22 protein-coding genes and 1 tRNA gene are annotated in these 23611 nt (G+C 51.8%); 4 read left to right on the top strand and 19 right to left on the bottom strand.

The genetic code is table 11. The features are described from left to right. Positions 1–53 precede the first annotated feature (53 nt). The 16 genes from adk to DU000_RS01055 form a co-directional block, all read right to left on the bottom strand. Positions 54–707, bottom strand: coding sequence for an adenylate kinase (adk, locus tag DU000_RS01130; protein WP_114401521.1), 654 nt, complete (start codon positions 705–707; stop codon positions 54–56). Positions 708–819: 112 nt separating this feature from the next. Further along, entirely contained in the window at positions 820–1593 is a 774-nt protein-coding gene (gene kdsB, locus DU000_RS01125) for a 3-deoxy-manno-octulosonate cytidylyltransferase (RefSeq protein WP_114401520.1), read from the bottom strand. A 6-nt stretch (positions 1594–1599) separates the two neighbouring features. Then, entirely contained in the window at positions 1600–1770 is a 171-nt protein-coding gene (locus tag DU000_RS01120; protein WP_114401519.1) for a Trm112 family protein, read from the bottom strand. Positions 1771–1800: 30 nt separating this feature from the next. Then, positions 1801–2862 carry a tetraacyldisaccharide 4'-kinase gene (gene lpxK / locus DU000_RS01115; protein WP_275667790.1) on the bottom strand — a complete coding sequence of 354 codons (1062 nt, stop codon included), beginning with the start codon at positions 2860–2862 and terminating at the stop codon, positions 1801–1803. 52 nt (positions 2863–2914) lie between these two features. Continuing rightward, entirely contained in the window at positions 2915–3337 is a 423-nt protein-coding gene (locus DU000_RS01110) for an ExbD/TolR family protein (protein WP_114401517.1), read from the bottom strand. Positions 3338–3354: 17 nt separating this feature from the next. Continuing rightward, on the bottom strand, positions 3355–4029 hold the full coding sequence (locus DU000_RS01105; RefSeq protein ID WP_114401516.1) for a MotA/TolQ/ExbB proton channel family protein: 675 nt from the start codon (positions 4027–4029) through the stop codon (positions 3355–3357). A gap of 124 nt (positions 4030–4153) precedes the next feature. Continuing rightward, the gene (locus tag DU000_RS01100; protein ID WP_240001753.1) at positions 4154–4690 is read right to left on the bottom strand and encodes a flavin reductase family protein; all 537 of its coding nucleotides are present in this window, start codon (positions 4688–4690) and stop codon (positions 4154–4156) included. 181 nt (positions 4691–4871) lie between these two features. Continuing rightward, the gene (locus tag DU000_RS01095) at positions 4872–6773 is read right to left on the bottom strand and encodes a chemotaxis protein CheA (protein ID WP_114401515.1); all 1902 of its coding nucleotides are present in this window, start codon (positions 6771–6773) and stop codon (positions 4872–4874) included. Positions 6774–6806: 33 nt separating this feature from the next. Further along, positions 6807–7574: a protein phosphatase CheZ gene (cheZ, locus tag DU000_RS01090; protein WP_205073992.1), complete on the bottom strand. Its 768-nt coding sequence runs from the start codon at positions 7572–7574 to the stop codon at positions 6807–6809. Between the two features lie 26 nt (positions 7575–7600). After that, positions 7601–7990 (bottom strand): chemotaxis response regulator CheY, encoded by a 390-nt coding sequence (gene cheY, locus DU000_RS01085; RefSeq protein ID WP_114401513.1) that lies wholly within the window; start codon positions 7988–7990, stop codon positions 7601–7603. Further along, on the bottom strand, positions 7987–8940 hold the full coding sequence (locus DU000_RS01080; protein ID WP_114401512.1) for a chemotaxis protein: 954 nt from the start codon (positions 8938–8940) through the stop codon (positions 7987–7989). Before DU000_RS01080 ends, cheY begins: the two co-directional genes overlap by 4 nt. A 65-nt stretch (positions 8941–9005) precedes the next feature. Further along, entirely contained in the window at positions 9006–9935 is a 930-nt protein-coding gene (motB, locus tag DU000_RS01075) for a flagellar motor protein MotB (RefSeq protein WP_114401511.1), read from the bottom strand. An 11-nt stretch (positions 9936–9946) separates the two neighbouring features. Continuing rightward, on the bottom strand, positions 9947–10807 hold the full coding sequence (motA, locus tag DU000_RS01070; protein WP_114401510.1) for a flagellar motor stator protein MotA: 861 nt from the start codon (positions 10805–10807) through the stop codon (positions 9947–9949). Positions 10808–11172: 365 nt separating this feature from the next. Continuing rightward, positions 11173–11724: a flagellar transcriptional regulator FlhC gene (flhC, locus tag DU000_RS01065; RefSeq protein ID WP_114402044.1), complete on the bottom strand. Its 552-nt coding sequence runs from the start codon at positions 11722–11724 to the stop codon at positions 11173–11175. Further along, on the bottom strand, positions 11724–12050 hold the full coding sequence (flhD, locus tag DU000_RS01060) for a flagellar transcriptional regulator FlhD (RefSeq protein ID WP_114401509.1): 327 nt from the start codon (positions 12048–12050) through the stop codon (positions 11724–11726). Before flhD ends, flhC begins: the two co-directional genes overlap by 1 nt. 252 nt (positions 12051–12302) lie before the next feature. Then, the gene (locus tag DU000_RS01055) at positions 12303–13919 is read right to left on the bottom strand and encodes an HD domain-containing phosphohydrolase (protein ID WP_338049450.1); all 1617 of its coding nucleotides are present in this window, start codon (positions 13917–13919) and stop codon (positions 12303–12305) included. On the opposite strand from DU000_RS01055, the gene DU000_RS01050 reads away from it, so the two are divergent. Further along, positions 13903–14724: a class I SAM-dependent methyltransferase gene (locus DU000_RS01050; protein ID WP_114401508.1), complete on the top strand. Its 822-nt coding sequence runs from the start codon at positions 13903–13905 to the stop codon at positions 14722–14724. The genes DU000_RS01055 and DU000_RS01050 overlap by 17 nt on opposite strands. 23 nt (positions 14725–14747) lie before the next feature. Continuing rightward, positions 14748–14823, top strand: a tRNA-Arg gene (locus DU000_RS01045). A 5-nt stretch (positions 14824–14828) separates the two neighbouring features. Here DU000_RS01045 and DU000_RS01040 read toward each other — a convergent pair. Together DU000_RS01040 and DU000_RS01035 are read right to left on the bottom strand one after the other, a co-directional pair. Beyond that, positions 14829–15875 (bottom strand): asparaginase, encoded by a 1047-nt coding sequence (locus DU000_RS01040; RefSeq protein WP_114401507.1) that lies wholly within the window; start codon positions 15873–15875, stop codon positions 14829–14831. 3 nt (positions 15876–15878) lie between these two features. Next, positions 15879–17342, bottom strand: coding sequence for a DNA recombination protein RmuC (locus tag DU000_RS01035; RefSeq protein WP_114401506.1), 1464 nt, complete (start codon positions 17340–17342; stop codon positions 15879–15881). Between the two features lie 77 nt (positions 17343–17419). On the opposite strand from DU000_RS01035, the gene DU000_RS01030 reads away from it, so the two are divergent. Next, complete coding sequence (locus DU000_RS01030) at positions 17420–18346, top strand: histone deacetylase family protein (RefSeq protein ID WP_114402042.1); 927 nt, start codon at positions 17420–17422, stop codon at positions 18344–18346. Between the two features lie 10 nt (positions 18347–18356). After that, positions 18357–20879 carry a bifunctional acetate--CoA ligase family protein/GNAT family N-acetyltransferase gene (locus tag DU000_RS01025; RefSeq protein WP_158529598.1) on the top strand — a complete coding sequence of 841 codons (2523 nt, stop codon included), beginning with the start codon at positions 18357–18359 and terminating at the stop codon, positions 20877–20879. 88 nt (positions 20880–20967) lie between these two features. Here the strand turns inward: DU000_RS01025 and gyrA are convergent, their stop codons facing one another. Beyond that, on the bottom strand, positions 20968–23607 hold the full coding sequence (gene gyrA, locus DU000_RS01020; RefSeq protein WP_114401504.1) for a DNA gyrase subunit A: 2640 nt from the start codon (positions 23605–23607) through the stop codon (positions 20968–20970). Positions 23608–23611: the final 4 nt, after the last annotated feature.

Raw genomic sequence — 23611 nt, 5'->3', positions numbered from 1 at the left:
AACAAGGCCAGCATTGCTGGCCTTGTTTTATGATAGTTGCTTAAATCAAGCGCTTATTTCAATGCCGCCATCGCCCGTGCCGTAATTTCCTCGACCGAACCGGTCCCGGCAATTTTGCGGTACTTGGGGGCCTTGGCATCGCCTGTCGCCGCCCAACCGGAGTAATAATCGACCAGCGGGCGGGTTTGCGCTTCGTATACATCTAGGCGCTTACGGACGGTTTCTTCTTTATCGTCATCACGCTGAATCAGGTCTTCGCCGGTTGCATCATCTTTGCCCGCCACTTTCGGAGGATTGAATTTGACGTGATAAGTCCGACCGCTGGCAACGTGGACACGACGGCCACTCATGCGCTCAATGATTTCGCTGTGGGGAACATCAATTTCCAGCACGTAATCTAAAGACACCCCGGCCTCTTTCAGAGCATCGGCTTGGGGGATTGTGCGCGGAAAGCCATCAAATAAATAACCGTTGGCACAATCCGCTTCTTTGAGGCGCTCTTTTACTAGACCAATGATGATGTCATCCGACACCAGCCCACCTGCATCCATGACTTGTTTAGCGGCAATACCCAATGGCGTACCTGCTTTCACGGCGGCACGCAGCATATCGCCGGTAGAAATTTGGGGAATCCCGTATTTTTCTTTAATGAACGCCGCTTGCGTACCTTTACCCGCACCGGGCGCACCTAAGAGAATGAGTCGCATATGAATCCTAAAAGTTGAAAGTGTGTGTCTCGTTGATTTTTTATGATTGATATTGTGCTCGCATCATGCGGCGTATGGCTTGCCGCAACCTTACTGAGTATTTGCCAATTGGTCAACCTGCTTGCAGCGTGGGCCAGATTTGTCGCACGCGCGCTAAATCTTCGGGGGTATCCACACCGCCTGGGGGCGCACTAGGAAGTGTCATCACCTTGATTTTGTAGCCATGCCCCAATGCCCGCAACTGCTCCAGTGCTTCAAATTGTTCCAACGCAGTGCTGGCTAAATTTGGGTAGGCGCGCAAGAAGCCAGCCCGGTATGCGTACAAGCCAATATGGCGCAATGCCGGAAAAGCGGCGGGCAGTATCGCTCGTCCCGCTTCGCTCGCAAAAGCATCCCGCGCATACGGGATGGGCGCACGGGAAAAATACAACGCCTCATCCTGCGCATTCAGTACGACTTTGACGATGTTAGGGTTAAAAAATTCCGCCGCATCATGAACGGCATGGGCGGCAGTGGCAATCGCACAATCGGGCGCATTGGCCAGCGCGGCGGCCACTTGATCAATCAAACCAGGGGGTAATAAAGGCTCGTCACCCTGCACATTAACCACAATCGTATCGTCTGCCAAACCGAGCTGGGTGGCCACTTCAGCCAAGCGATCCGTGCCCGTAGGATGATCGGCGCGCGTTAGCAAAACCTCAAGGCCATGCGCTCGGACAGCCTCAACAATCCGCGCATCATCGGTGGCCACACAGACGCGGCTCGCACCACTGCGCAAGGCTTGTTGGGCAACGCGCACCACCATCGGTGCACCCGCTATATCTGCCAATGGCTTAGCAGGCAAGCGCGTAGAGGCGTAGCGGGCGGGGATAATCGCAACGAACATAAAGGGTTATTGTTGCTCTAAAGGCCGTGCTTGGTCGGCCAACATCACGGGGATGCCATCACGAATGGGAAAGGCCAATTTATCGTGCTGACAGATTAACTCCTGTGCTGCACGGTCGAACTCCAACGTCCCCTTGCACAGTGGACATACCAGAATATCGAGTAAACGCTTATCCATTTGAATTTCTCACTGTTCTATGCTGATCGATTACATTGTGGGTTGATTGATTCGGCTCAAGGCTTCAATCGATTGAGTTTGTTTGAGTGCTGCCAATGTTTGCCACAACTGCGGACGGACTGATTCGTCGATTTGGGCTTCTACGGCCAGATATAGAAGTGGCAAAGCTAGCTGAGCCGCAAATTTTTGACATTTTACGGCATCTTTCTCAGTACAAATCAAAAGATCAAGCTGACCTGCAGACTGCGCAATTAAACTCGCCAGATCCGCTGACTGATAAGGGTGATGATCTGGAAAGGCTCGCATTTGCCAGTGTTCTGCTTGTGCCTTTTCCAGAATTGTTTGCATACTCGTAAAGAACCGCTCTGGCGCGCCGATGCCGGCAAAAAGCAGAATTCGCTTACCCGCTAAGTCTGGCAAAGCATAGGGGGATTGATCCGCGACCGCACGCAATGCCGTCGGCTCTAAAACAAAAGGGATAAGGACGACACCATGACTGGGTGATGCGGAAACTGGCGGAACAGCGCCATTGCAGGCCCAAACAGAAAAAGAGTTTGCTTGTATTGCCGGTTCCCGTAAGGGCCCGGCAGGCAAACAGTGTCGATTTCCAAAACCGCGCTGGTCAAGCACCATGATTTCCAGATCACGCGCCAGCGCCAAGTGCTGTAAACCATCATCACAAACAACGATGTCAATCTCTGATTGCAAGGACAGCAGGTGCTGCACCGCTGTCACACGCTGGCGATGGACCACAACCGGACAATTACGCCGACGCGCCATGAGTAGGGGCTCATCACCAACCTGTAGTGGGTCACTTTCTGGCAAGACCAGCTCTGGTTTATCAGTGGCTGACTGCCGTGCCCCATAACCTCGGGAGACAATCCCGGGACGCCAGCCTTGCTGTTGTAAAAGTTTCACCAAGGCTAGGGTAAATGGCGTTTTACCCGTTCCCCCGACGTAGACATTGCCAACAACAACCACTGGCACTGGAGCGCGCCAGGCTTTGAGCCATCCTTGACGATAGGCATAACGCCGTAGCGCCATCGCGCTGCGATAAAACAAGGATATAGGCCATAAGGGAAAGAGCCACATTGAGAGACGCGGCCTCGCCCACAGGGCCAGTATTTTTGCTCGCCACATGACGCTAGCGGCTGCTCCCGGTTTGAGTAGCGAAGGTGAGCCGTGGATATTGCGCTAAACGCGCTGCTTCCAAAATATTCACCACGGCTTGGTGGCTGGCACCTGCATCGGCATTGACGATAATCGTAGGATCTACCCGGTCCCCAGCGACGCGCTGCAGCTCTTGCGCCAGTGTGGAGACATTAACGAAATTCACCAACACGCGGTCAATCGCATATTTGCCATCAGCAGTGACTGAAACAATGATTTCTTTCTCACGCTCAACCGCTTTATTCGCCTCTGCAGTTGGCAGGGTTATTTGTAACTCGCTGAACTTAGAATAGGTTGTTGTCACCATCAGAAAAATCAAAATGACGAGCAGCACATCAATCAATGGAATAAAGTTAATTTCTGGCTCTTCACGTGTCATACCGCGACGGAAATTCATGGCTCTGGTCCCGATTGCTAGCGCTTCTTGTTGGTCGCGGCTGGTTTAGCTGTCGCTGGGCTGGCTGGGGTGACCGGCCCCGCAGCAGGAAAACCCGTTCCATGTAAGGCATCGACAAATTTGATCGCCAACTGCTCCATGTCAACGATTAAGCTATCTACCTTGCCACGATAGTAGCGATAAAAAATCATCGCAGGAATCGCCACAGCTATGCCAAAAGCTGTGTTGTATAACGCCACTGAAATACCATGAGCCAAGGCTTGTGGGTTAGTTCCCGTCGGCGCGGATGCGCCAAAGATCTCAATCATCCCGACCACGGTGCCAAAGAGCCCAAACAAGGGGGCTGTCGAGGCAATCGTACCAAGCGTCATCAGAAATCGTTCAAGTTGATGGCTGGCTGCACGCCCTGCTTCCTCAATGGCTTCTTTCATCACCTCACGCGTCGCGCGCTCGTTGCGCAGGCCCGCCGCCAGAATTTTTCCGAGTGGTGAATTTTGTTCAAGTTTCTGTAACACATCGGCATTGACCTGACGTAGCCGGTGTAATTGCAATACCTCGCCCACCAGATTAGATGGCATAACTTTCTCAGTTTTTAAGGAAAGGGCACGCTCAATGATCAACGCAATCGCTAGCACTGATGCCAATAATAAGGGCCAGATCGGCCAACCCGCTGCTTGAATAATACTAAACAAAGTTTTCTCCCCAAAAGATGCGGTCCATCGCGCTGAGCAGCGATCTATTGCGTGAGCTTACGGATCGCTGCCATACCAGTTTGTTTGATCCGATCTAATAATCAATACCCTCAGCGCCGAAATTTTACTCTGATCTTCCACCAGAACTCGAAAAAAATTGACCGCGGTGAAATACCAAGCCAGGCGCCTGATTGGACTGATGCTGGCAAGCCACCACCTCTGCCAAATGAATAAGGTGATCACCGGCTTCATAGTGTTGTTGACGCCGACAGACTAACCAGGCCAAACAGCCCGTTAGCAGAGGTACGCCCTCTGCGGCCAATTCGTAACTCACACCGGCGAAACGGTCTGCAACTTTACTCGCAAACTGGCGCGCTAATGGCGCTTGTCCTACTTCTAAAATATTGACAGCGAAATAAGAAGCCTGCGAAAACACACTGGCATTGCTCGATTGGCGATTTTGGCTCCATAAGACCAGCGGCGGCGTCAACGAGACAGAGTTAAACGAATTTGCGGTTAAACCAACAGGCTCCCCCTGCTGGTTGAGGGTCGTCATAATCGTCACGCCAGTGACAAACTCTCCCAGCACATCACGAAGAAATCGCTGATCACTGGGACTAGACAGGGGGGGAATATCGGTATTTAGAGCAAATGCATTCAAAACGAGCGTTTCCAGTCATTAATCGGTCATAGAAACTAGCCCGCGCAGGCAGCGGGGTTAGTCTATTTGCATGTATTGTAACCCTGAGCGTGCGCTCTCTCTGGATGTAAAAAGCGCGCTGTGTCCAGCGCGCTTTTTACTTGGGACCCGATTTTACGGGTAAGAAACTCGTTAGGCTCAGTTATAGCATGCCATCCAATAACTCACGGAGCTCCAGCACCAAAACCAGCACGCCATCGCCCGATAAGGTAGCGCCTGCAACGCCTTTGGGTTTGACCCCCTCCAGCGGTTTGATCATGACTTCATCTTGACCCACAAAGCTATCTACCGCAAGCACCACTCCCTTTTCTTCAACAACCGCAACAACCCCTACTTTGGCAGGCGTTTCACGTGCGCGCCCAATCGTCGAAGAGAGATCAATCAAAGGCATGACTTCGCCACGAACCACCATCATGGGTTTATTCGAGACATATTGGAGGTTTTCATCCTGGATTGGGATGATTTCACGCACGGCAGACAGCGGAATTGCAAAAATCTGCTCATCCAACGTGAGCATGAGTACAGGCAAAATGGCCAACGTCAGCGGTAGGGAAATGGTAATCCTGGAACCTCGCCCCACATCAGACTGAATATCAATACGGCCTTTGAGTTTCTCGATGTTGGTTTTTACAACATCCATGCCAACACCACGTCCGGACAGATCAGAAATTTCGGACTTCGTCGAAAACCCAGGCAGGAAAATCAATTGCAGACTCTGGCGCGTATCTAACAGTGCCGCCTCATCGGGCTTAATCAAGCCTTTTTCTATCGCTTTTTGCCGGAGAATTTCGGGCCGCATTCCACGGCCGTCATCCACGATTTCGATCACAATATGATCGCCGGTCTGCCGTGCGGAGAGATTAATCGTCCCACGATCGGGTTTACCTTGGCTACGGCGTTCTTTCGGCGTTTCAATCCCGTGATCGCAAGAGTTACGGACCAAATGCACCAAGGGGTCGTTCAACTCTTCCAGAATTGTTTTGTCAACTTCGGTTTCTGCCCCAGAAATTACCAGTTCAATATCTTTACCCAATGTTCTGGCGACATCACGCGCCAACCGGCTGTATTTCTGGAATACACGGCCTACTGGCTGCATCCGCGCCTTCATCACCGCAGATTGCAGGTCACTCACCAGCATATCCATTTGACCAATCACCGCTTCCATGGTTTTCATGGTGGTATCGTCTTGCTCTCCCCGCAATAAAGCCAAGCGCAAATGGTTTAATCGGTTTTTGGTGAGGCCAATCTCTCCTGATAAGTTCAAGATCTGATCGAAACGCTGGGTATCTACCCGAATGGTATTTTCTTTGGCGGCGGCCACTGGCGCAGGGGCAGGGGCTGCCTTCATCGTCCGTGCTGGCGTTGCAGGCGTTGCTGCCGCAGGAGCCTCTGCAGCGGGAGCGGGCGCTGGCACCGGCGCAGAAGCCGGTATCGCGGTTGGCACGGCTGGAACGGCAGCGGCCGGCTGAGGTACAGGCGTCGCCGAGGCCCCTCCAACAATGGCTTGATACAAACTATTCCAATCAAGCTCGCCACTAGCATGTGTGCTAGTGGGTGCCGGGGCTACAGGTGCAGCCACGGGTTCTGGTACGGCCGCTTGGGCGACAACGGCTGGCTCTGGCTCTGCGGCAACATTGCCATGGATATTTGGGACCTTGCCTTGCAAGCAATCATCCAAAGCCTGAATCAATTCGGCCGGTGCCGGCGAAGGGTCTTGCACTGCGGCCATTTGACCAAACATCCGCTTCACTTCGCCGGTGGAAGCCAAAATTACGTCCATTACCTCGGGCGTAATAGCCATCTTACCGCTGCGTAGGTTATCAAAGAGACTCTCGGTGCGATGACATAGTGCAACCAGCGCATGGGCCTCTAAAAAACCAGCGCCCCCTTTAATCGTATGGAAGCCACGAAAAATGGTATTAAGCAGGGCTTTGTCATCAGGTCGTTGCTCTAACTCGACGAGTTTCATATCCACATCATCAAGTAGCTCACCCGCCTCTGTCAGGAAGTCTTGCAGGAGATCTTGCGCGTCAGATAAGGACATTATGTGCCTCGTTTCTTCAAAATTAAGCTCGTGCTAAAAACCTAAACTGGCCAGTAGATCGTCAACCTGCTCTTGGTTGGATACCACATCGGTACGGCCCTGAGCATTAATAACGGGACCATTCAACCAGCTGTCTGCGGCATCAACCCGTTTTTCTGGCGGCGTGGCATCGAGTAACAATTTGACCAAACTTTCTTCAAGCGTTTGGGCAATATTGACAATCTTGTTAATCACCTGCCCGGTTAAATCATGAAAATCTTGGGCCATCATAATGTCTAGGAATAGGCCGTTAAATTGCCCTGAGGTTTCAGGTAATTTCTGTAAGAAGCCCCGAGTATCGCCAGCCAAAGCCTTGAACTCGTCCACAGACAGTTGTTTGGCATAAAGCTTTTCCCAACGATCACGTAAATTGACCGCATCAGCCTCGAGCTTGCCCGCCGTATCTTGTCCCTTTTCAACACAAGACAATGATTTCTCAGCAGCTTGACCAGTCAAATTAGCAATGTAGGTCAAGCGCGCTCTTGCGTCGGGTAAACTCCCTACGGCACTATCCAGTTTCTTGTCATAGCCCAACTCACGCAACGCGTCGTGTAGGTTACGTGTTAGCGTACCAACACGCTGAAAAATATCATAAGCATCTTTAACCTGATCGTACTGTGCCTTGACATCCTGAGCGTTTGCTGGAGCTGCTGCCGTCTGGGCAGCGCTGGCAGCAGGAGCCTCTTTTGATTTTTCTTCAGCGACACGCTGCGATGAAATTTGGTCAAACAGCGCTTCCAGATCATCTGGATCGTTAGCCATCATGCTCTCCTTATGAATTTTTGTTGTTAGCCTTGTAATTTTTGGATGATCTTGGTTAGCTTCTCTTCAAGCGTCGCTTTGGTAAACGGCTTGACGATATAACCACTGGCACCAATCTGAGCAGCCAACACAATATCTTCCTTTTTGGCTTCGGCTGTTACCATCAAAACAGGAAGCGTCTTGAGCTGAGGATCTTCACGAATGTTCCGCAGCAATTCGAAACCATTCATATTCGGCATATTGATATCGCTTACAACAAAATTGAAGCTACCCGCTTTAAGCTTTTGTAAGGCGGCGGCACCATCTTCTGCTTCGTCAGCATTGCTGTAGCCAATTTCTTTCAACAAATTACGGACAATCCGACGCATTGTCGAGAAGTCATCGACAATCAAAAACTTAATTTGGTCTGGATTCATAGTGCTGCCTCCTTCGTATTACGCATCATGTTTGTTATCATCGACGCCAATTCTTCTGGATGGAATTTAGCGACATAGCCGTCAACCCCTACTTGCTGGCCTAATTTCTTGTTAGCCACCGAAGAGAGAGAAGAATGCATCACCACTGGAATACCTTTGAAACGGGCGTCTTCTTTAATGTGTCGGGTTAACACATAACCGTCCATCTCAGGCATCTCAGCATCAACCAGAATCATACCAATCTGCTTCGATAAATTCGCGTTTTCAGCTTCCGCTTTAGCCGCAACAGCACGAAGTTTCTCCCAAGCTTCACGGCCATTGTGGGCAAACTGATAGGTAATTTTGAGTTTATCCAGTACTTCCATAATTTTCTTACGAGCCAAAGGCGAATCATCGGCAAAGAACAGCGTGGCATTGCCCACCTCTTCGGTCACCGGCTCAAAGGTTGGTACAGGTTCATCACCAATTACATCGCCTAAAATTTGCTCAACATCCAGAATGGAAACCAATTTGCCATCAGGCAGCTCAGTCAGTGCGGTAATTTTCCCGGATACGTGAGCTGGCATGCTCTGGGGGGCGCGCACATGATCCCAATCAACCCGGACGATCCGATCCACATCGTGGACCAGAAAAGCTTGGGTGTGAGTGGAAAACTCAGTAATGATCAACTTAGTCTTGGGTTTGTCGTTTTCCATGTTGAGGCACGCAGCCAGATTTAGCACGGGCAGGATGCTACCGCGCAAAGAAATGATTCCCTCTACCCCACCTGGCATATTCGGGGTTTTAGTAATCGGCAAGGTTTCGCAAACCTCGCGCACCTTGAACACATTGATGCCAAATGTTTCATGTCCACCCAGCGAAAATAACAGGAGTTCCATTTTGTTAGAACCTGCCAGCCGGGCTTTGTCATTGATCATGTCAATCAATTGATATTCATGTTGCTTGGCCATTTCGTGCTCCTGTCTCAGCTATTCATCGTGTCAAGATACTGCCTGTTTTCTTACATAAGACAATTTCAAGGATTGCTCTTACCTGAAACTTGTCTCTGCTCAGATTCATTTACGTCAAATTTTCGATCTTCATTAGCCACAGCTTCTTCAGCTTTTTTATTCAGGATCGTAATACTGATCCGCCGATTCACTGGCGCATTGGGATGCTCGGCATCTAGCGGCAGGGCAGAGGCTAAACCCACCACCCGCAACACCTTGTTTTCATCGAGTCCGCCTGCAATCATTTCTCGTCGAGAAGCATTCGCACGATCGGCAGAGAGCTCCCAATTACTATAGCCACGCTGGCCGCTGGCAAAGGGCGTGGCATCTGTGTGCCCTGAAAGACTAATGCGGTTATCCACACTGTTCAAAGCCTGGGCAATTTCACGCAAGAGTGCCTTTGTGTAATCTTTTAATACGGCGCTGCCACTGTCAAACATCGCCCGATTTTGTTCATCGACGATAGAAATGCGCAATCCATCCGCCGTTACTTCCATCTTGATCTGGTTCATTAACTGCTTCAGCTCGACACTGTTGCTGATTGCGCCCTCAATTTTTGCCTTCAGATCAAACATCCGACGACGCTCCTGGCGCTCCATCTCGGCTTTTGCTGCCTGTAAGTTAATCATCTGATTTTTAGGCGCAACATCACCGCGCTTCACTTGACCGTGCTGTCGCGTGAGATCTTCCCCGCCAGCCTGGTAGAGACTGGAACTGTCTCCAGCCCCAGAACCTCCTTCAAGGGCAACTTTCAACGGAGAGCTAAAATAATCAGCAATACCTTGCAAATCACCTTTGGTGGTGGAACCAAGCAACCACATCAGCAGGAAAAAGGCCATCATGGCTGTTACAAAGTCAGCATAAGCAATTTTCCAAGCACCGCCGTGATGGCCTCCCCCGGCCACTTTTTTGATACGGCGGATAACTATTTGCTTATCGTCGTCCTTATTTGCCATGATTCATCACGCTATTTTTTTGCACTTTGCTTAACATGGGTTTCCAACTCGATAAAGGTTGGGCGCTCAGTAGAGTAAAGAACCTTGCGCCCGAACTCGACTGCCAATGCTGGGGCATACCCATTCAAACTGGCTAGAAGGGTGACTTTGACGCATTCCAACTGCTTGGTATCTTCCATGGCTTTTTGCTCAAGCAAGCTGGCGAGGGGGCCCACAAAACCATAGGCCATTAAAATCCCCAAAAAAGTACCTACCAGCGCAGCGGCAATCATCATCCCAAGTTCAGATGGGGGACGCCCCACCGATTCCATGGTGTGCACAACCCCCATCACCGCGGCCACAATACCGAAGGCGGGCAAACCATCCGCAAGCTTAGCGATGGTATGACCAGGTACCTCAGCTTCGTGGTGATGGGTCTCGATTTCACTATCCATCAGTGATTCGATCTCCAAGGGATTCAAATTACCGCTAACCATCAGGCGCAGGTAATCGGTAATGAACTCCATCAGGTGGTGATCATGAGAAACGGTGGGATATTTAGAAAAAGTGGGGCTGTTGTGAGGGTCTTCTACATCTTTTTCAATCGACATCAACCCTTCTTTGCGCACCTTGGTCAACACATCAAAGATCATCGCCATTAATTCCATGTAGCGTGCTTTGCTATGCGTTGATGCTTTTAGGACAGTAGGCAGGGCCTTCAAGGTTGCCTTGATCACTTTAGGGGAATTACCAATGATGAAGGCCCCTGTAGCAGCTCCCAAAATGATCAAGACTTCAATAGGCTGCCACAGCACAGCTAAGTGCCCCCCTGCCAGCGCAAAACCGCCGAGGCAACAGCCCAGAACAACGACGTAACCAATAATGACGAACATGTCTTGCTGCCTTCTAAAATCTGTCTTTCTTTATTGTCTTGCGTCTGTGCAGACAACCACCAGAAAAATGCCTACAGGCAATTTTCGGCAAGCCTTATGCATTCTTTAGCATAATTGCTATCTTCAACGGCGATGTTGGAATAAGAAGGAATAATTCAGCGCTGCTGGTGACTTTAGCGCAAAAAAAACCTCCGGGGCGGCTGAATCCGGCTCTAAATACGACAGGGGGAGGAAGAGGAACCGGGCCGCAACGGAGGCAAAGAGGCAGACGTTACTAACTGCCTATCGACACTTTCAACGGAAACTTAAATCTTTTTTCAAAAAAGTCTGTCAATACGTCAAATGGTTACTGCCAAATCAGTGTATTAATGGGCGGCTAACTCATCATTTGAAAATAAGGCTTGTCGTGTTTTTCCGGCACGTGATGGCATATGGCAGAGTCCACAGACATACCGATCTGTTAAATCATAGGGATGAACAACATAATGCCCTTCGCATTCCCGACATTGCGTCATGGCTAACATATTGGCCTCGAAAAACTTCACCAGTCGCCAGGCCCGGGTAATACTCAAGACATCCGGCATGCCAACAGCGGCGACTTGATCTCGATAGAGGCGAAAAGCGCGAATGATTGCTTCAATCGGCTCGATTTCGGTGGCATTCATAATTTGACGATAAATATTCATGAAGAGTGAAGAATGAATATTCGGCTGCCAGGTCATGAACCAATCGGTCGAGAAAGGCAGCATGCCTTTGGGCGGCGACTTACCTTTCAGCTCTTTATATAGCTTGAGTAAACGCTCACGGCTAAGGTGAACCTCCGACTCCAGCACTTGTAAACGCGCATCAAGTTGAATCAATTCAGTAGCAAGGGCGATCTGCCGTGCTTCATCGACAATACTTTTGGTCTTAGCCATCATGCCACCTCTGCGGCTTGGCTGGCCATTAAAATGGCAGCATGCATGCCCGCTGCAGCATTTTTTTGTTTCTCAGCGGTATGGCTGGTCAATAAATTCCAGACAATTTCATCATCAAACCGGAAACGGCACATCAACATGCCCTGTGAAGCGGCAATTTTCATCACTTGCGCAACGGAAAGACCCTCTATAATGTCAGCAACGTCTTCACTGATGCCAAGCCTAAAAATCGCTTCCGCCTTGTCAGTACGGACCATTTGCTGGGCCAGCAAGAGGTAAGAAAGATTCATTTCGCGGATTTCGTCGATCAGTTTGTTGGTTTTCATCGCACTTACTCCTGTTGTTCTTGTTGCACTTAAGTAACGTTTTTATCTACCACGGGTTTAACGGCGGGATTACCGTTAAACGCATTATCGACCTACCCCCCAGATAACTTAATCAGAGATATTCCAAAGATGACGTGAGCAAATCGCCATATCCTTTGTAAGAAAAATAACTACGCAGAGGTAATTTGAGGTGAAATTATTAATAGCCTTGCTATTAATAAACCAGCGATTGCTCACTAAATTGCGGCACCGTTAAGCAGGGGACAATCCCGCTAGCGCCAAAATATGTTCGATCTCAACTGAATCAATTTGTGCTGGATCGAGATAATGTTCTGCATAGGCCAAATAGACTTTTTCAGTGACAAACAACCGAAATAGATCTGGATCAACATGCTGGTTCGCGACCATTTTTGCCAAGATCTGCATGGCTTCGCTGAGTGTATTGGGGCGTTTGTAAGGTCGATCTTTAGCAGTCAGGGCTTCAAAAATATCTGCCAACGCCATCATGCGCGCTTGCCATGACATATCTTCCCGCCGTAAGCCTTTGGGGTAACCGCGACCATCCATACGTTCATGATGCCCCCCCGCAAACTCCGGCACATTTCTTAACTGTGGCGGCCAAGGCAATGCTTCCAACATTTTTATGGTGGCCACGATATGGTTATTGATTTGCATTCTTTCTGTCTGGCTCAACGTGCCATAGGGAATGCACAAAGCATCTACTTCCTCTGCCGATAAAAGCGGTACATGCTGACCACGAGGGTTACGCCACAAACGCTGAGCGAGCAATTTGACACGCTGCATATCGTCTGCAGCCATGCGCTCAACCCCGAAATTAGTTTTTCTTAAAAAACGCTGGTCAGCCTCAAGAATGGCTAATTGCGCCTCAAGCCATTGGGCAGTCACTTCTGGATCCGCACCTGCCAACCGACGCTGTGCCGCTTCTATCTGACAATCTCGCTTCACCACTTCCAGACGCAGCTCAATCGCCTCAATTCGATCATGCATACCAGTAAGCTTGGTCGCCTTATCAAGCACGTACTCTGGCGTCGTGATCTTGCCACAATCATGCAAATTTGCGGCCAACAGCAATTCGCGGCGATCTGAGTCGGACATCGTAAATGAACCGAGTGGCCCCGATTTCTGGGCGTGTGCCGCGTCGGCAAGCAGCATCGTTAGTGCTGGCACGCGCTGGCAATGGGCACTGGTATGTTTCGACTTTTCATCAATCGCAGCGGCGATTAAATTGGCAAATTTACTGAACAACTCCTCGAGCTGAACCACCATCAAATGGTTATCCAAAACAATCGCAGCCTGGGCTGTCAGTGCCTCAATAAAGGCCACATCAGCCTCAGCGAAAGGAATGATCTCTCCCTGTTTATTGCGCGCATTGACTAGCTGTAAAACGCCCAATAACGCCCGGTTATGATCAAGTAACGGTACAGTTAAAAATGACACTGAGCGGTAGTGATGCTGCCGGTCAAAGGCTTTCGCCCCCGTAAAATCAAATCCCTCTGCAGCATACGCATCCGGTATTGCTACGGTCTCTAATTGGTGGGCGCAGTGCGTCACCACAGAGCTCGTTAATGCTCTGCCAGCGTCATCAAATAATGGCAGTGGCGAGAACGGAACGGGTTGGCCAGATGTCCCCCCGTACCAAAAACCCAGTGAATCATTCAATACAGTGGCAAAGGCCAGCTGGCGCTTATCCGGGTCATAGCGATAAAGTGATCCGCCATCAGCGAGCGTCAAGGTTTGCGCAGCCCGCAGAATTTTTTCTAGGAGTGTCGCGAGATCTCTTTCGCGCGCTAACATACGGCCTATCTCAGTCAAATCATTCAAGCGCGCATGTATGGTCAAAAAATCCACGGTGACTCCTGATGAAAAACAGCTTGATTCGCCTTTGACATTACCCAAAACGACTCGCTCTCTGCTTATTCAAGCAATCGCGATACAGCTCGTCAGCGCAGCAATAGTCTGGTTATGTCTGCCATTTGCACTGCCTGATACAGTCTTTACATTACCCGCAATCTTAGCCGGTTTAACATTACTACATGCCCTGCTGGCAGGCTTGCTTTCCTGGCTCTGGGCTTCACCCCAATGGTGGCATCTCATCCACACCCTGGTACCAATCTGCCTATATGCAGCCTACCAAGCTCATTTACCAGGTTGGCTCTATTTACTATTGTTTCTCATTACGCTCCTGCTGTATTGGAATACGGCCCGCAATCGCGTTCCTTTATACCTCAGTAATATCGCAACCTGCGATGAATTGGCCAAACTACTCCCCCAAGGCGCTCACTTTGCTGACCTTGGCAGTGGCACAGGCCGAGTCTTAAAACACCTGGCAAAGCTGCGGCCAGATTGTCAGTTTTCGGGGTTTGAAACTGCCCCGCTAACCTATTTCTACAGCCGCTGGTCTTGTCGCATGTACCCAAATATCGTTATGCATCGAGAAAGTTTTGAGCGTCGCACACTCCACGAATTTAATGTCTTATATGCTTTTTTATCGCCACAACCGATGCCGAGTTTGTGGCAAAAATTGCAAACTGAAAAAAAAGCAGCGCAACTACTAATCAGCAATAGCTTTATTGTGCCCGGCGTAAAACCCCGCAAAGTATGCAAAATAGCCGACCGCCGACAAACAACCTTATATCTGTACGACGTAAAATAGAGGCTACTTTCACCAAAAAGCGTGCCCTCGTAGCTCAGTGGATAGAGCAGCCCCCTCCTAAGGGGCAGGTCGGACGTTCGATTCGTCTCGGGGGCGCCAATCGTTCAGTGCCTTTCTGGGGGCTGATATGGATTGAAATACTTGGCTGGATCGGCCTTTCCCCACACACAAACCATCAGTAAAACCCGGGCCTGCATTGGGCTAAGACAACCCGCAGCGAGCGTCCCTAAATAGCTGTCATCCTCAGCCACACCGGCTAGCACTGGCCCAACACCAACCCGTGACGCCCGCACCACAGGCACGCTAGGCGAACGCCCCGCCAGCCAACTTGAGATGGAATCAGGAACCGTCCCATGGCCGTAGCCTGCCAGGACCAAGCCCGCCAATGTCGGGCTGGAAGTTGCCACCGCCAAGCTATCTAGACAGATACCGGGATACATCATCACAATTGGCACATGAGGAAGCCTCTCCACGTCCGTTGAATCGGGAGGTATTAGCGCTAGCGCCACGGCTAACGTACCCGCCTCTGGCCAGCTGGCCTGCGGCAGATCAACCAAATCTACCGTATACCAGGGATTAGCAAAGCCAATCGGGTCGCGCGTATGGACTTTACGTAACCCAGGCGCAGCCATGACTTTTCCCGCAAAGGCAACAACGACTCCAAGGTTAAGACGATGACGTTTTGCCAGAACAATTGTCTCTATCGCCAGCCGCATATTCCCCGGCCCATCTGCGTTAGGATGGTCTGCAGGACGCATAGCCCCTGTCAAGACAACCGGTTTGTGACTAGACAGCACGAGATGCAGAAAAAACGCACTCTCTTCAAGGGTGTCGGTGCCATGGGTAATTAGCACGCCATCTACCTCAGGGTCCTGTAATTGTTGCACGACGACATGAGCCAATTTCCACCAGTGCGCAGGTTGCATATCTTCACTAGCCAACCGAAAAGGCTCGACATGACGCAAGCTGAGCGGCGGCGACGTTGCTGACAGATTCAAGTCTTTGAGTAAATCAGCGACAGAGAGCACGCCCGCCACATAAGCACCATTGCTCTTGCTTGCAGCAGCGGGGGAGACTTGGTTGGCGGCCGCTTGGGTCCCTGCAATGGTGCCCCCCGTTCCAACTATAGTAATACGCGTCGTATGTGCCATTTTTTACTCCAAAGGCAGCGTATCGCTTTCCAAACCCAACCCCAGTAGGGGCTTGGCTTGCGCATCGGGTAAGGCTTCCACCTCACGCAGCTTGCGCTCCATCGCTCGCGTGCGCGTGGTGGCTTCACCCAAGCTGTTTTGCACCGTTTGAATTTGGCGTTGGGTTTTATCCAGCACATCACCAAATTTCGCAAACTCAGTTTTAACGGCGGCGAGTAACTGCCAGACTTCACTCGAACGCTGCTCAATTGCTAAAGTGCGGAAGCCCATTTGCAAGCTATTTAAAATTGCCGCCAAAGTAGTGGGCCCGGTGATGACCACGCGCTGCTCACGTTGGACAGCGTCTAATAAACCGGGGCGACGTAAGACCTCAGCATACAAGCCTTCGGTGGGCAAAAACAATAAGGCAAAGTCCGTTGTGTGCGGCGGGCCAATATATTTTTCACGAATGCTTTTGGCTTCCAAGCGCACTCGTTGCTCGAGCGCTTTGGCCGCGGCTTCGAGAGCCACCGCATCGGCGCGTTCTTGCGCGTCTTGCAGGCGTTGGTAATCTTCTTGCGGAAACTTGGCATCAATCGGTAGCCAGACGGGCTGGTCGGGCTGCGCGCCGGGAAGTTTGATCGCAAATTCCACCCGTTCGCGGCTATTGGGTAGAGTTGCCACATTCCGCGCAAACTGCTCGGGCGTAAGCAACTGCGAGAGCAGATTATCCAATTGCACTTCACCCCACGTCCCGCGATCTTTCACATTGGTCAGCACCCGTTTGAGATCGCCCACGCCAGCGGCTAAGGTTTGCATTTCACCCAAACCACGTTGTACCGCCTCTAGCCGATCCGAGACCAGCTTAAACGATTCACCCAAGCGGGTTTCCAAGGTGTTGTGCAACTTCTCATCCACAGTTTTGCGCATTTCTTCCAGCTTAGCGGCATTGTCTTGCTGGAGCTTTTGAATTTGCGTATCGAGTGTTTCGCGTACCTCGACCAAACGTCGCGCATTGGCCTCGCTCAGTTGCGCGAGTTGCTGCTGCATGCCCTCACCAAAACGCTGCAAAGTTTGCGCACCTTCTTCCCGCGCCAGCCGCGCATCGGCCTGTACCGCTTCGCGCAAAGCTTGCAAGCGTTGCTCATTGCTCTCCGTGAGTTTGACCAACTGCTGCGCAAAGCTATCAATTTGGTTATTTTGTAGTTGGGTAATTTGCGTCAGCTGCGTGCTGAGTATTTGTTGGAATTGGGTAAAGCTTTGACTCAAATTTTGTCCAAGTTCGCCCCGACCTTCACGGGCCGAGGTCTGGATGGCTTCTTGAATGGCTTGCAGCTGTAGTTGATTTTGTAACAGGCTTTGTTCGTTTAGTTTTTGCGTCAGCTCAGCCAGCCCCAGCTGACTGCGCCGCCCAGCCCAAATCATCCACACCATGCCGATTAGCACACAGGCCGCTAATCCTATTAACAATATTTCGATCAAACTCATGACACCCCTCATTGACAGACCCACATCGTAGCGGAAACGTCATGCTGCTGTCAGCATTTCTGGGACATAATTGCTTCATGCATACTGCCTACCTTACTCACCCCGCTTGTGTACGCCATGACATGGGCGCGGAGCACCCCGAATGCCCAGAACGGCTGATTGCGATTCATGATCGTCTGGTCGGACAAGGGACGATGGATTATCTGCAATCCTATACCGCCCAGCCCGCGACGCTGGCGCAACTGAGCCGGGCCCATACCAGCCTGTATGTCGATGAAGTGGTCAACGCTGCACCGACTACCGGTTATTTGAGGCTAGATCCCGATACCCAAATGAATAGCCACACCCTCGAAGCCGCCTTATGCGCCGCTGGGGCGGTGGTACAAGCCACGGATTTGGTGCTCTCGGGCACCGTGCAGCGGGCGTTTTGTGCCGTGCGGCCACCAGGGCATCATGCCGAACGCAGCGCCACCATGGGCTTTTGTTTTTTTAATAATGCTGCGGTCGGTATTCGCCATGCGCTGGATGTCCATGGCTTAGAACGGGTTTTACTGGTCGATTTTGATGTGCATCACGGCAATGGCAGTGAAGACATTCTGGCAAATGATGAGCGGGTGCTGATGGTTTCCACCTTCCAAACCCAGCTCTACCCTTTTAGCGGCGAGAACCCACTCGGTAAAAATATGCTGAATGTGCCGCTACCTCCGCGCACCGGGGGCGACTTGCTACGGCAGGCGGTGTTGAATGACTGGTGGCCGGCAGTGAATGCGTTTAAGCCCCAACTCATCTACGTCTCCGCCGGGTTTGATGCCCATCTCGAAGATGATATGGGCAACCTCGGCTGGCGCGATGCCGACTACGCGTGGCTCAGCCATGAGTTGGTCAACATGGCGAATACCCACTGTGCGGGACGCCTGATTTCTACCCTCGAAGGGGGTTATGCGATTGCCGCGCTGGCGCGCTGTGTGAATCAGCATGTGCGTATTTTGGCGGATTTAGAGTAAGGAAATGCTCATGGATGCGCATGCCCTGTCACCCCTCTTCAATCCTAAACATATCTTATGTATTCACAGCCAAGGACAAGTTCCCACGCCCCTAGTTTACGACGCCACGCGCACACAGCTCGTTTATATCGGCTTAGACACTAAAGTCCCCTCGCCCGCCACGCCCTTTGATTTAGCTTATTTAGACGTACCTGCTGCAGACCTCGCCGCTGCACTTCAACTCGCACATCGCCAAGGGGTTCGTTTAGCCATCGTCCCCACCTATGGCAACACCACCCAATTGAATCACTGGCGCACCCTTGCCAGCACGCTCGGTATCCGTCTACTCGGTCCCGGCTCATCCGGGCTGCAACGGCCGCCGTTGGGATTAAATTTAGCGCAAATGGGTGCACTCGCAACAGTTGGTACCATCGCCTTAGTGGCCCAATCCAGTGCTCTGGCAACCGCTATTTTGGATTGGGGCAGCGGCAATGACATTGGTTTTTCTTGTGTGGTGTCCTTGGGTGACTCACAGGAAAACGCGCAAGGCATTGCGATTGATGCGGTCTTAGATTTTCTGATTAATGACCCACACACCCACAGCGTCGTCATTCAGCTAGAAGAACTCCAGGAAGCACGCCACTTCTTAAGTGCCTTACGCGCACTGGCCAGTGTCAAGCCGGTGATTGTGCTCTACCCTCGGGCGTTCAACATGGATGAAGATCCGCCTAAGCACACGGATACTTCCACAGCGCTGCATGGCCATGCCTCGATGCATCTAGGTACGCAGCTACTCTCGCATGATTCTGCGCTAGCCGCTGCCCTGCGACGTGCGGGAGCGATCCAAGTCCATTTCCTCACACAACTCTATGCCGCTGCACGCTGCTTAGATTTACCCCATCCCCCCAAAGGGCGTCGCTTAGCCTTAGTGTCGAATGGCTGGGGCCCGGCCCGGCTCGCCCAACATCGTGCCTTGCAAAGTCGATTAGCTTTGCCGATCCTCAGGGACCTCCGTCTACGCAGTGGCTGTAAAGTGTATGGGCATAACCCACTCGATCTTGGGCCAGAAGCGACGGCGGCTGATTACCAAGATCTACTCATCCAATTAGCAGCACAACCCGATGTGGATGGCGTTGTGGTCATTCTCAGCCCTCGCCCACAGTTTGACGTGAACGCGATTAATCAAGTTCTGCTTGCCGTGCACACCCGCCTCTATAAACCACTGATAGTGACCTGGCTGGGCGATGAAATGGGCGCACAGCTACGCGCAGAACTAATTGCTGCGGGTATCCCCGCGTTTCGCTCGCCCGAAACGGCGATTGATGGCTATGCGACGCTGGCGCGTTTTTATCGTAACCAGCAGCTCGCACTGCAGATTCCAGGCAGCTTGGATGAGGAGGAATATTTACTCCATCAAAACTTTTTGGCGGCCCAAGCATACTGTCAGGCACAACTACTGGAATCCCCTTCGGCATCTACCGCCCAGCCTGCCCCACCTTATGTGTTGAGTGCGGCTGACAGTGCGGCATTGTTAAATCTTGCGGGTATTCACTTACCCACAGTGCACACCATCACGCCTCATGCGAATAGTGATAGCGCTTTGTCGACTACGCTGTATATCAGTGTCGTCAGCCACCCGATTTTAGGTGCAGTGATGATGACCGGCAGTCTGCCTGAACCCGCCCGTCAATCCTTAGCCACACACCTAGACCGCGCCACCGAACTCGTTCCGATTAACAGCTTTATTGCGCAGCGGATGATCGAACGCACCAAAATCGCCGACTGGATTGCCAGCGAACATAATCTGGCGCCCCAGCTCATGGCCTGGGAAAAGCTCCTGGTGCAAGTGGGTGAACTCGTGGCGGCCGTGCCAGCTTTGCATAGTATCGACATCTACCCTCTCCACCTCCGCGCTGAGGGTTTGGCTTTGGGGGAAGTACGGATTGCCCTCCGCGATCCTCATCCAAGCACAGGTCCAGTACCTGTGCATACCGCGATCGCCCCTTATCCGCGCCGCTGGGTACAACCGCTCACCCTCAAACAGCCGCAGCATGAAGCGCCCCGAGACTGCGAGTTACGGCCGATTCACCCCGGCGATGCGCAGGCCCTACAAACCTTTGTACGACAACTCTCGCCCGAAGCGCGTTACATGCGCTTTATTTCGGGACTGACCGAGCTCACACCCCGCATGCTGGTGCGCTACACACAAATTGATTACGACCGTGAAATGGCGCTGGTCGCGATGCTACCCGATGGACACGCTGGTGGAAACTCCGGTGGCAGACTCATTGGTGTAGTACGCTACTTATTGAATAATGACCGCACTAGTTGCGAATATGCGATTGCCATTGCGGATGATTTTCAGCGCTGCGGCTTGGGCACGGCGCTGATGCAGGCGATTATTGCCTGCGCAAAACACAAAGGGTTGCAGCGCATTGAGGGCTACATCCTCGCCAATAACCACGCCATGTTGGGGCTATTACGTAAACTGAATTTTGTGATTGCGCCCGACCCGGAAGATGCCAGTATGCGACTGGTGCACTTAGCACTCTGACGGCACTCTAAAGGCACACAAAACAAAAAGCCCCTCATCGTGATGAGGGGCTTTTCTTGATGCTAACCGTACTATTGTAATGGCACGTTTACGCGGTGGGTGGCGTATCGTCTGCTGGGATATCCCCTGCATCCAGTGCTTCCTCACCATCGTCTTCATCGCCGTTGGCATCCACAATCTTCTGCAAGCCCGAGAGCATGGTGCCTTCTTCGACGTTGATCAGGGTAACGCCTTGAGTGGCGCGGCCCATTTCGCGGATCTCGCTCACACGAGTACGAATCAGCACGCCACCGGTGGTAATCAGCATGATTTCGTCTTTGGCTTCTACCAAGGTGGCCGCCACGACTTTACCGTTACGTTCGCTGGTGCTAATCGCAATCATGCCTTTGGTGCCACGGCCATGGCGGGTGTATTCGGCAATCGGGGTGCGTTTGCCAAAGCCATTTTGAGTCGCGGTCAATACGCTTTGCTGTTCGTTTTCAGCCACCAGTAAGGCGATCACTTGCTGGCTGTCTTCGAGCATCATGCCGCGTACGCCACGCGCCGTGCGGCCCATGGGGCGGACATCTTCTTCCGCAAAGCGCACGGCCTTGCCGGCATCGGAGAACAACATCACATCATGTTGGCCATCGGTCAAAGCGGCCCCAATCAGGAAGTCGCCTTCATCCAAGTCCACCGCAATAATGCCGGCCTTGCGCGGATTCGAGAATTCGGTCAACGCCGTTTTCTTCACGGTGCCCAAGCTGGTCGCCATGAATACATAGCGGTCTTCGGTGAACTGTTTAACAGGTAAGACCACCGTGATTTTTTCGTTCTCCTGTAAGGGGAACATATTGATAATGGGCTTGCCACGCGAAGTCCGCGAGCCTTGCGGTACTTCATACACTTTGAGCCAGTACAGCCGACCACGGTTTGAGAAACACAAAATCGTGTCGTGGGTATTGGCAATAAAGAGCTGGTCGATCCAGTCATCCTCTTTCATCGCCGTGGCTTGTTTGCCGCGCCCACCACGCTTCTGCGCACGGTATTCGGACAGCGGCTGGCTCTTGATGTAGCCCGTGTGCGAAAGCGTCACCACCATGTCGGTTGGCGTGATCAAATCTTCGGTATCCAGCTCGGTCGCATTCAAGACGATTTCCGAACGGCGCTTGTCTTTGTTTTCATTGCCGAACTCAGCACGCACATCATTCAATTCGGTAGCGATGATGTCGGTAATGCGGTCGGGACGTGCCAAGATATCGAGCAGGTCGGCGATTTGCGCCATCACGTCTTTGTATTCATTAACGATCTTGTCTTGTTCCAAGCCCGTTAAGCGTTGCAAGCGCATTTGCAAAATTTCTTGCGCTTGCTCTTCGGAGAGACGATACATGCCATCGGTTTGCAAACCATATTGCGCCGGAATATGCTCAGGACGGTACGCGGCGATGTTGCTGCTGTCTTGGGTAGTACGCGCCAACATCTCGCGCACCACGGAAGAATCCCAGGAACGTGCCAGCAATTCTTGCTTGGCAATCGGCGGGGTTGGGGCAGCTTTAATGATGGCAATAAAGTCATCAATATTCGCCAACGCGACGGCCAAGCCTTCCAACACGTGGCCCCGTTCGCGCGCTTTGCGCAGTTCAAAAATCGTCCGGCGCGTTACGACTTCACGGCGATGCTGGAGGAAGTAATCCAGCATTTGCTTGAGGTTGAGTAGGCGCGGCTGGCCATCGACGAGCGCCACCATGTTCATACCGAAGGTGTCTTGCAGCTGGGTATTCTTGTAGAGGTTGTTCAGCACCACATCGGGCACTTCACCGCGCTTGAGTTCAATCACCACGCGCATACCGGACTTATCGGATTCATCCCGAATATCCGAAATGCCTTCGAGGCGCTTTTCATTCACCAGATCGGCAATTTTCTCGAGCAGGTTTTTCTTGTTGACCTGGTAGGGCAGCTCATCAATGATGATGGCCATGCGGTTGCCCTTATCCATTTCCTCAAAGTGGGTCTTGGCGCGCATCACCACGCGGCCACGACCGGTACGGTAACCTTCGCGCACACCTTGCACGCCATAGATAATCCCGGCGGTCGGGAAATCCGGCGCAGGAATCAGCTCGATCAGTTCATCAATCGTGCATTGCGGGTTGCGCAATACATGCAGGCAGCCATTCACCACTTCATTCAAGTTATGGGGGGGGATATTGGTCGCCATCCCCACCGCAATCCCGCTCGAACCATTAATTAGCAAGTTCGGAATTTTCGCGGGCAGAACATGGGGTTCTTTTTCGCTGCCGTCGTAGTTCGGCCCAAAATCGACGGTTTCTTTGTCGATATCAGACAGCATTTCGTGAGCGATTTTGGCCAAGCGAATTTCCGTGTAGCGCATCGCCGCCGCATTATCACCATCCACCGAGCCAAAGTTACCCTGGCCATCCACCAGCATGTAACGCAGGGAAAAGTCTTGGGCCATCCGCACCACTGTGTCGTACACCGCTTGATCGCCGTGGGGGTGGTATTTACCGATCACATCACCGACGATACGCGCTGATTTTTTGTAAGCACGATTCCAGTCATTATTCAACTCGTGCATCGCAAACAGCACGCGCCGATGCACAGGTTTTAAACCATCACGCACGTCCGGCAAGGCCCGCCCCACAATCACGCTCATGGCGTATTCAATGTAGGAACGACGCATTTCCTCTTCAAGCGAAATCGGCAGGGTTTCTTTGGCGAATGGCGTTTGCATGTTT

This window comes from Parvibium lacunae, assembly GCF_003335215.1.
GTDB classification, from domain to species: domain Bacteria; phylum Pseudomonadota; class Gammaproteobacteria; order Burkholderiales; family Burkholderiaceae_D; genus Parvibium; species Parvibium lacunae.
Note: the sequence above shows the minus strand (reverse complement) of the source record. Positions and strands in the feature narration are given on the sequence as shown.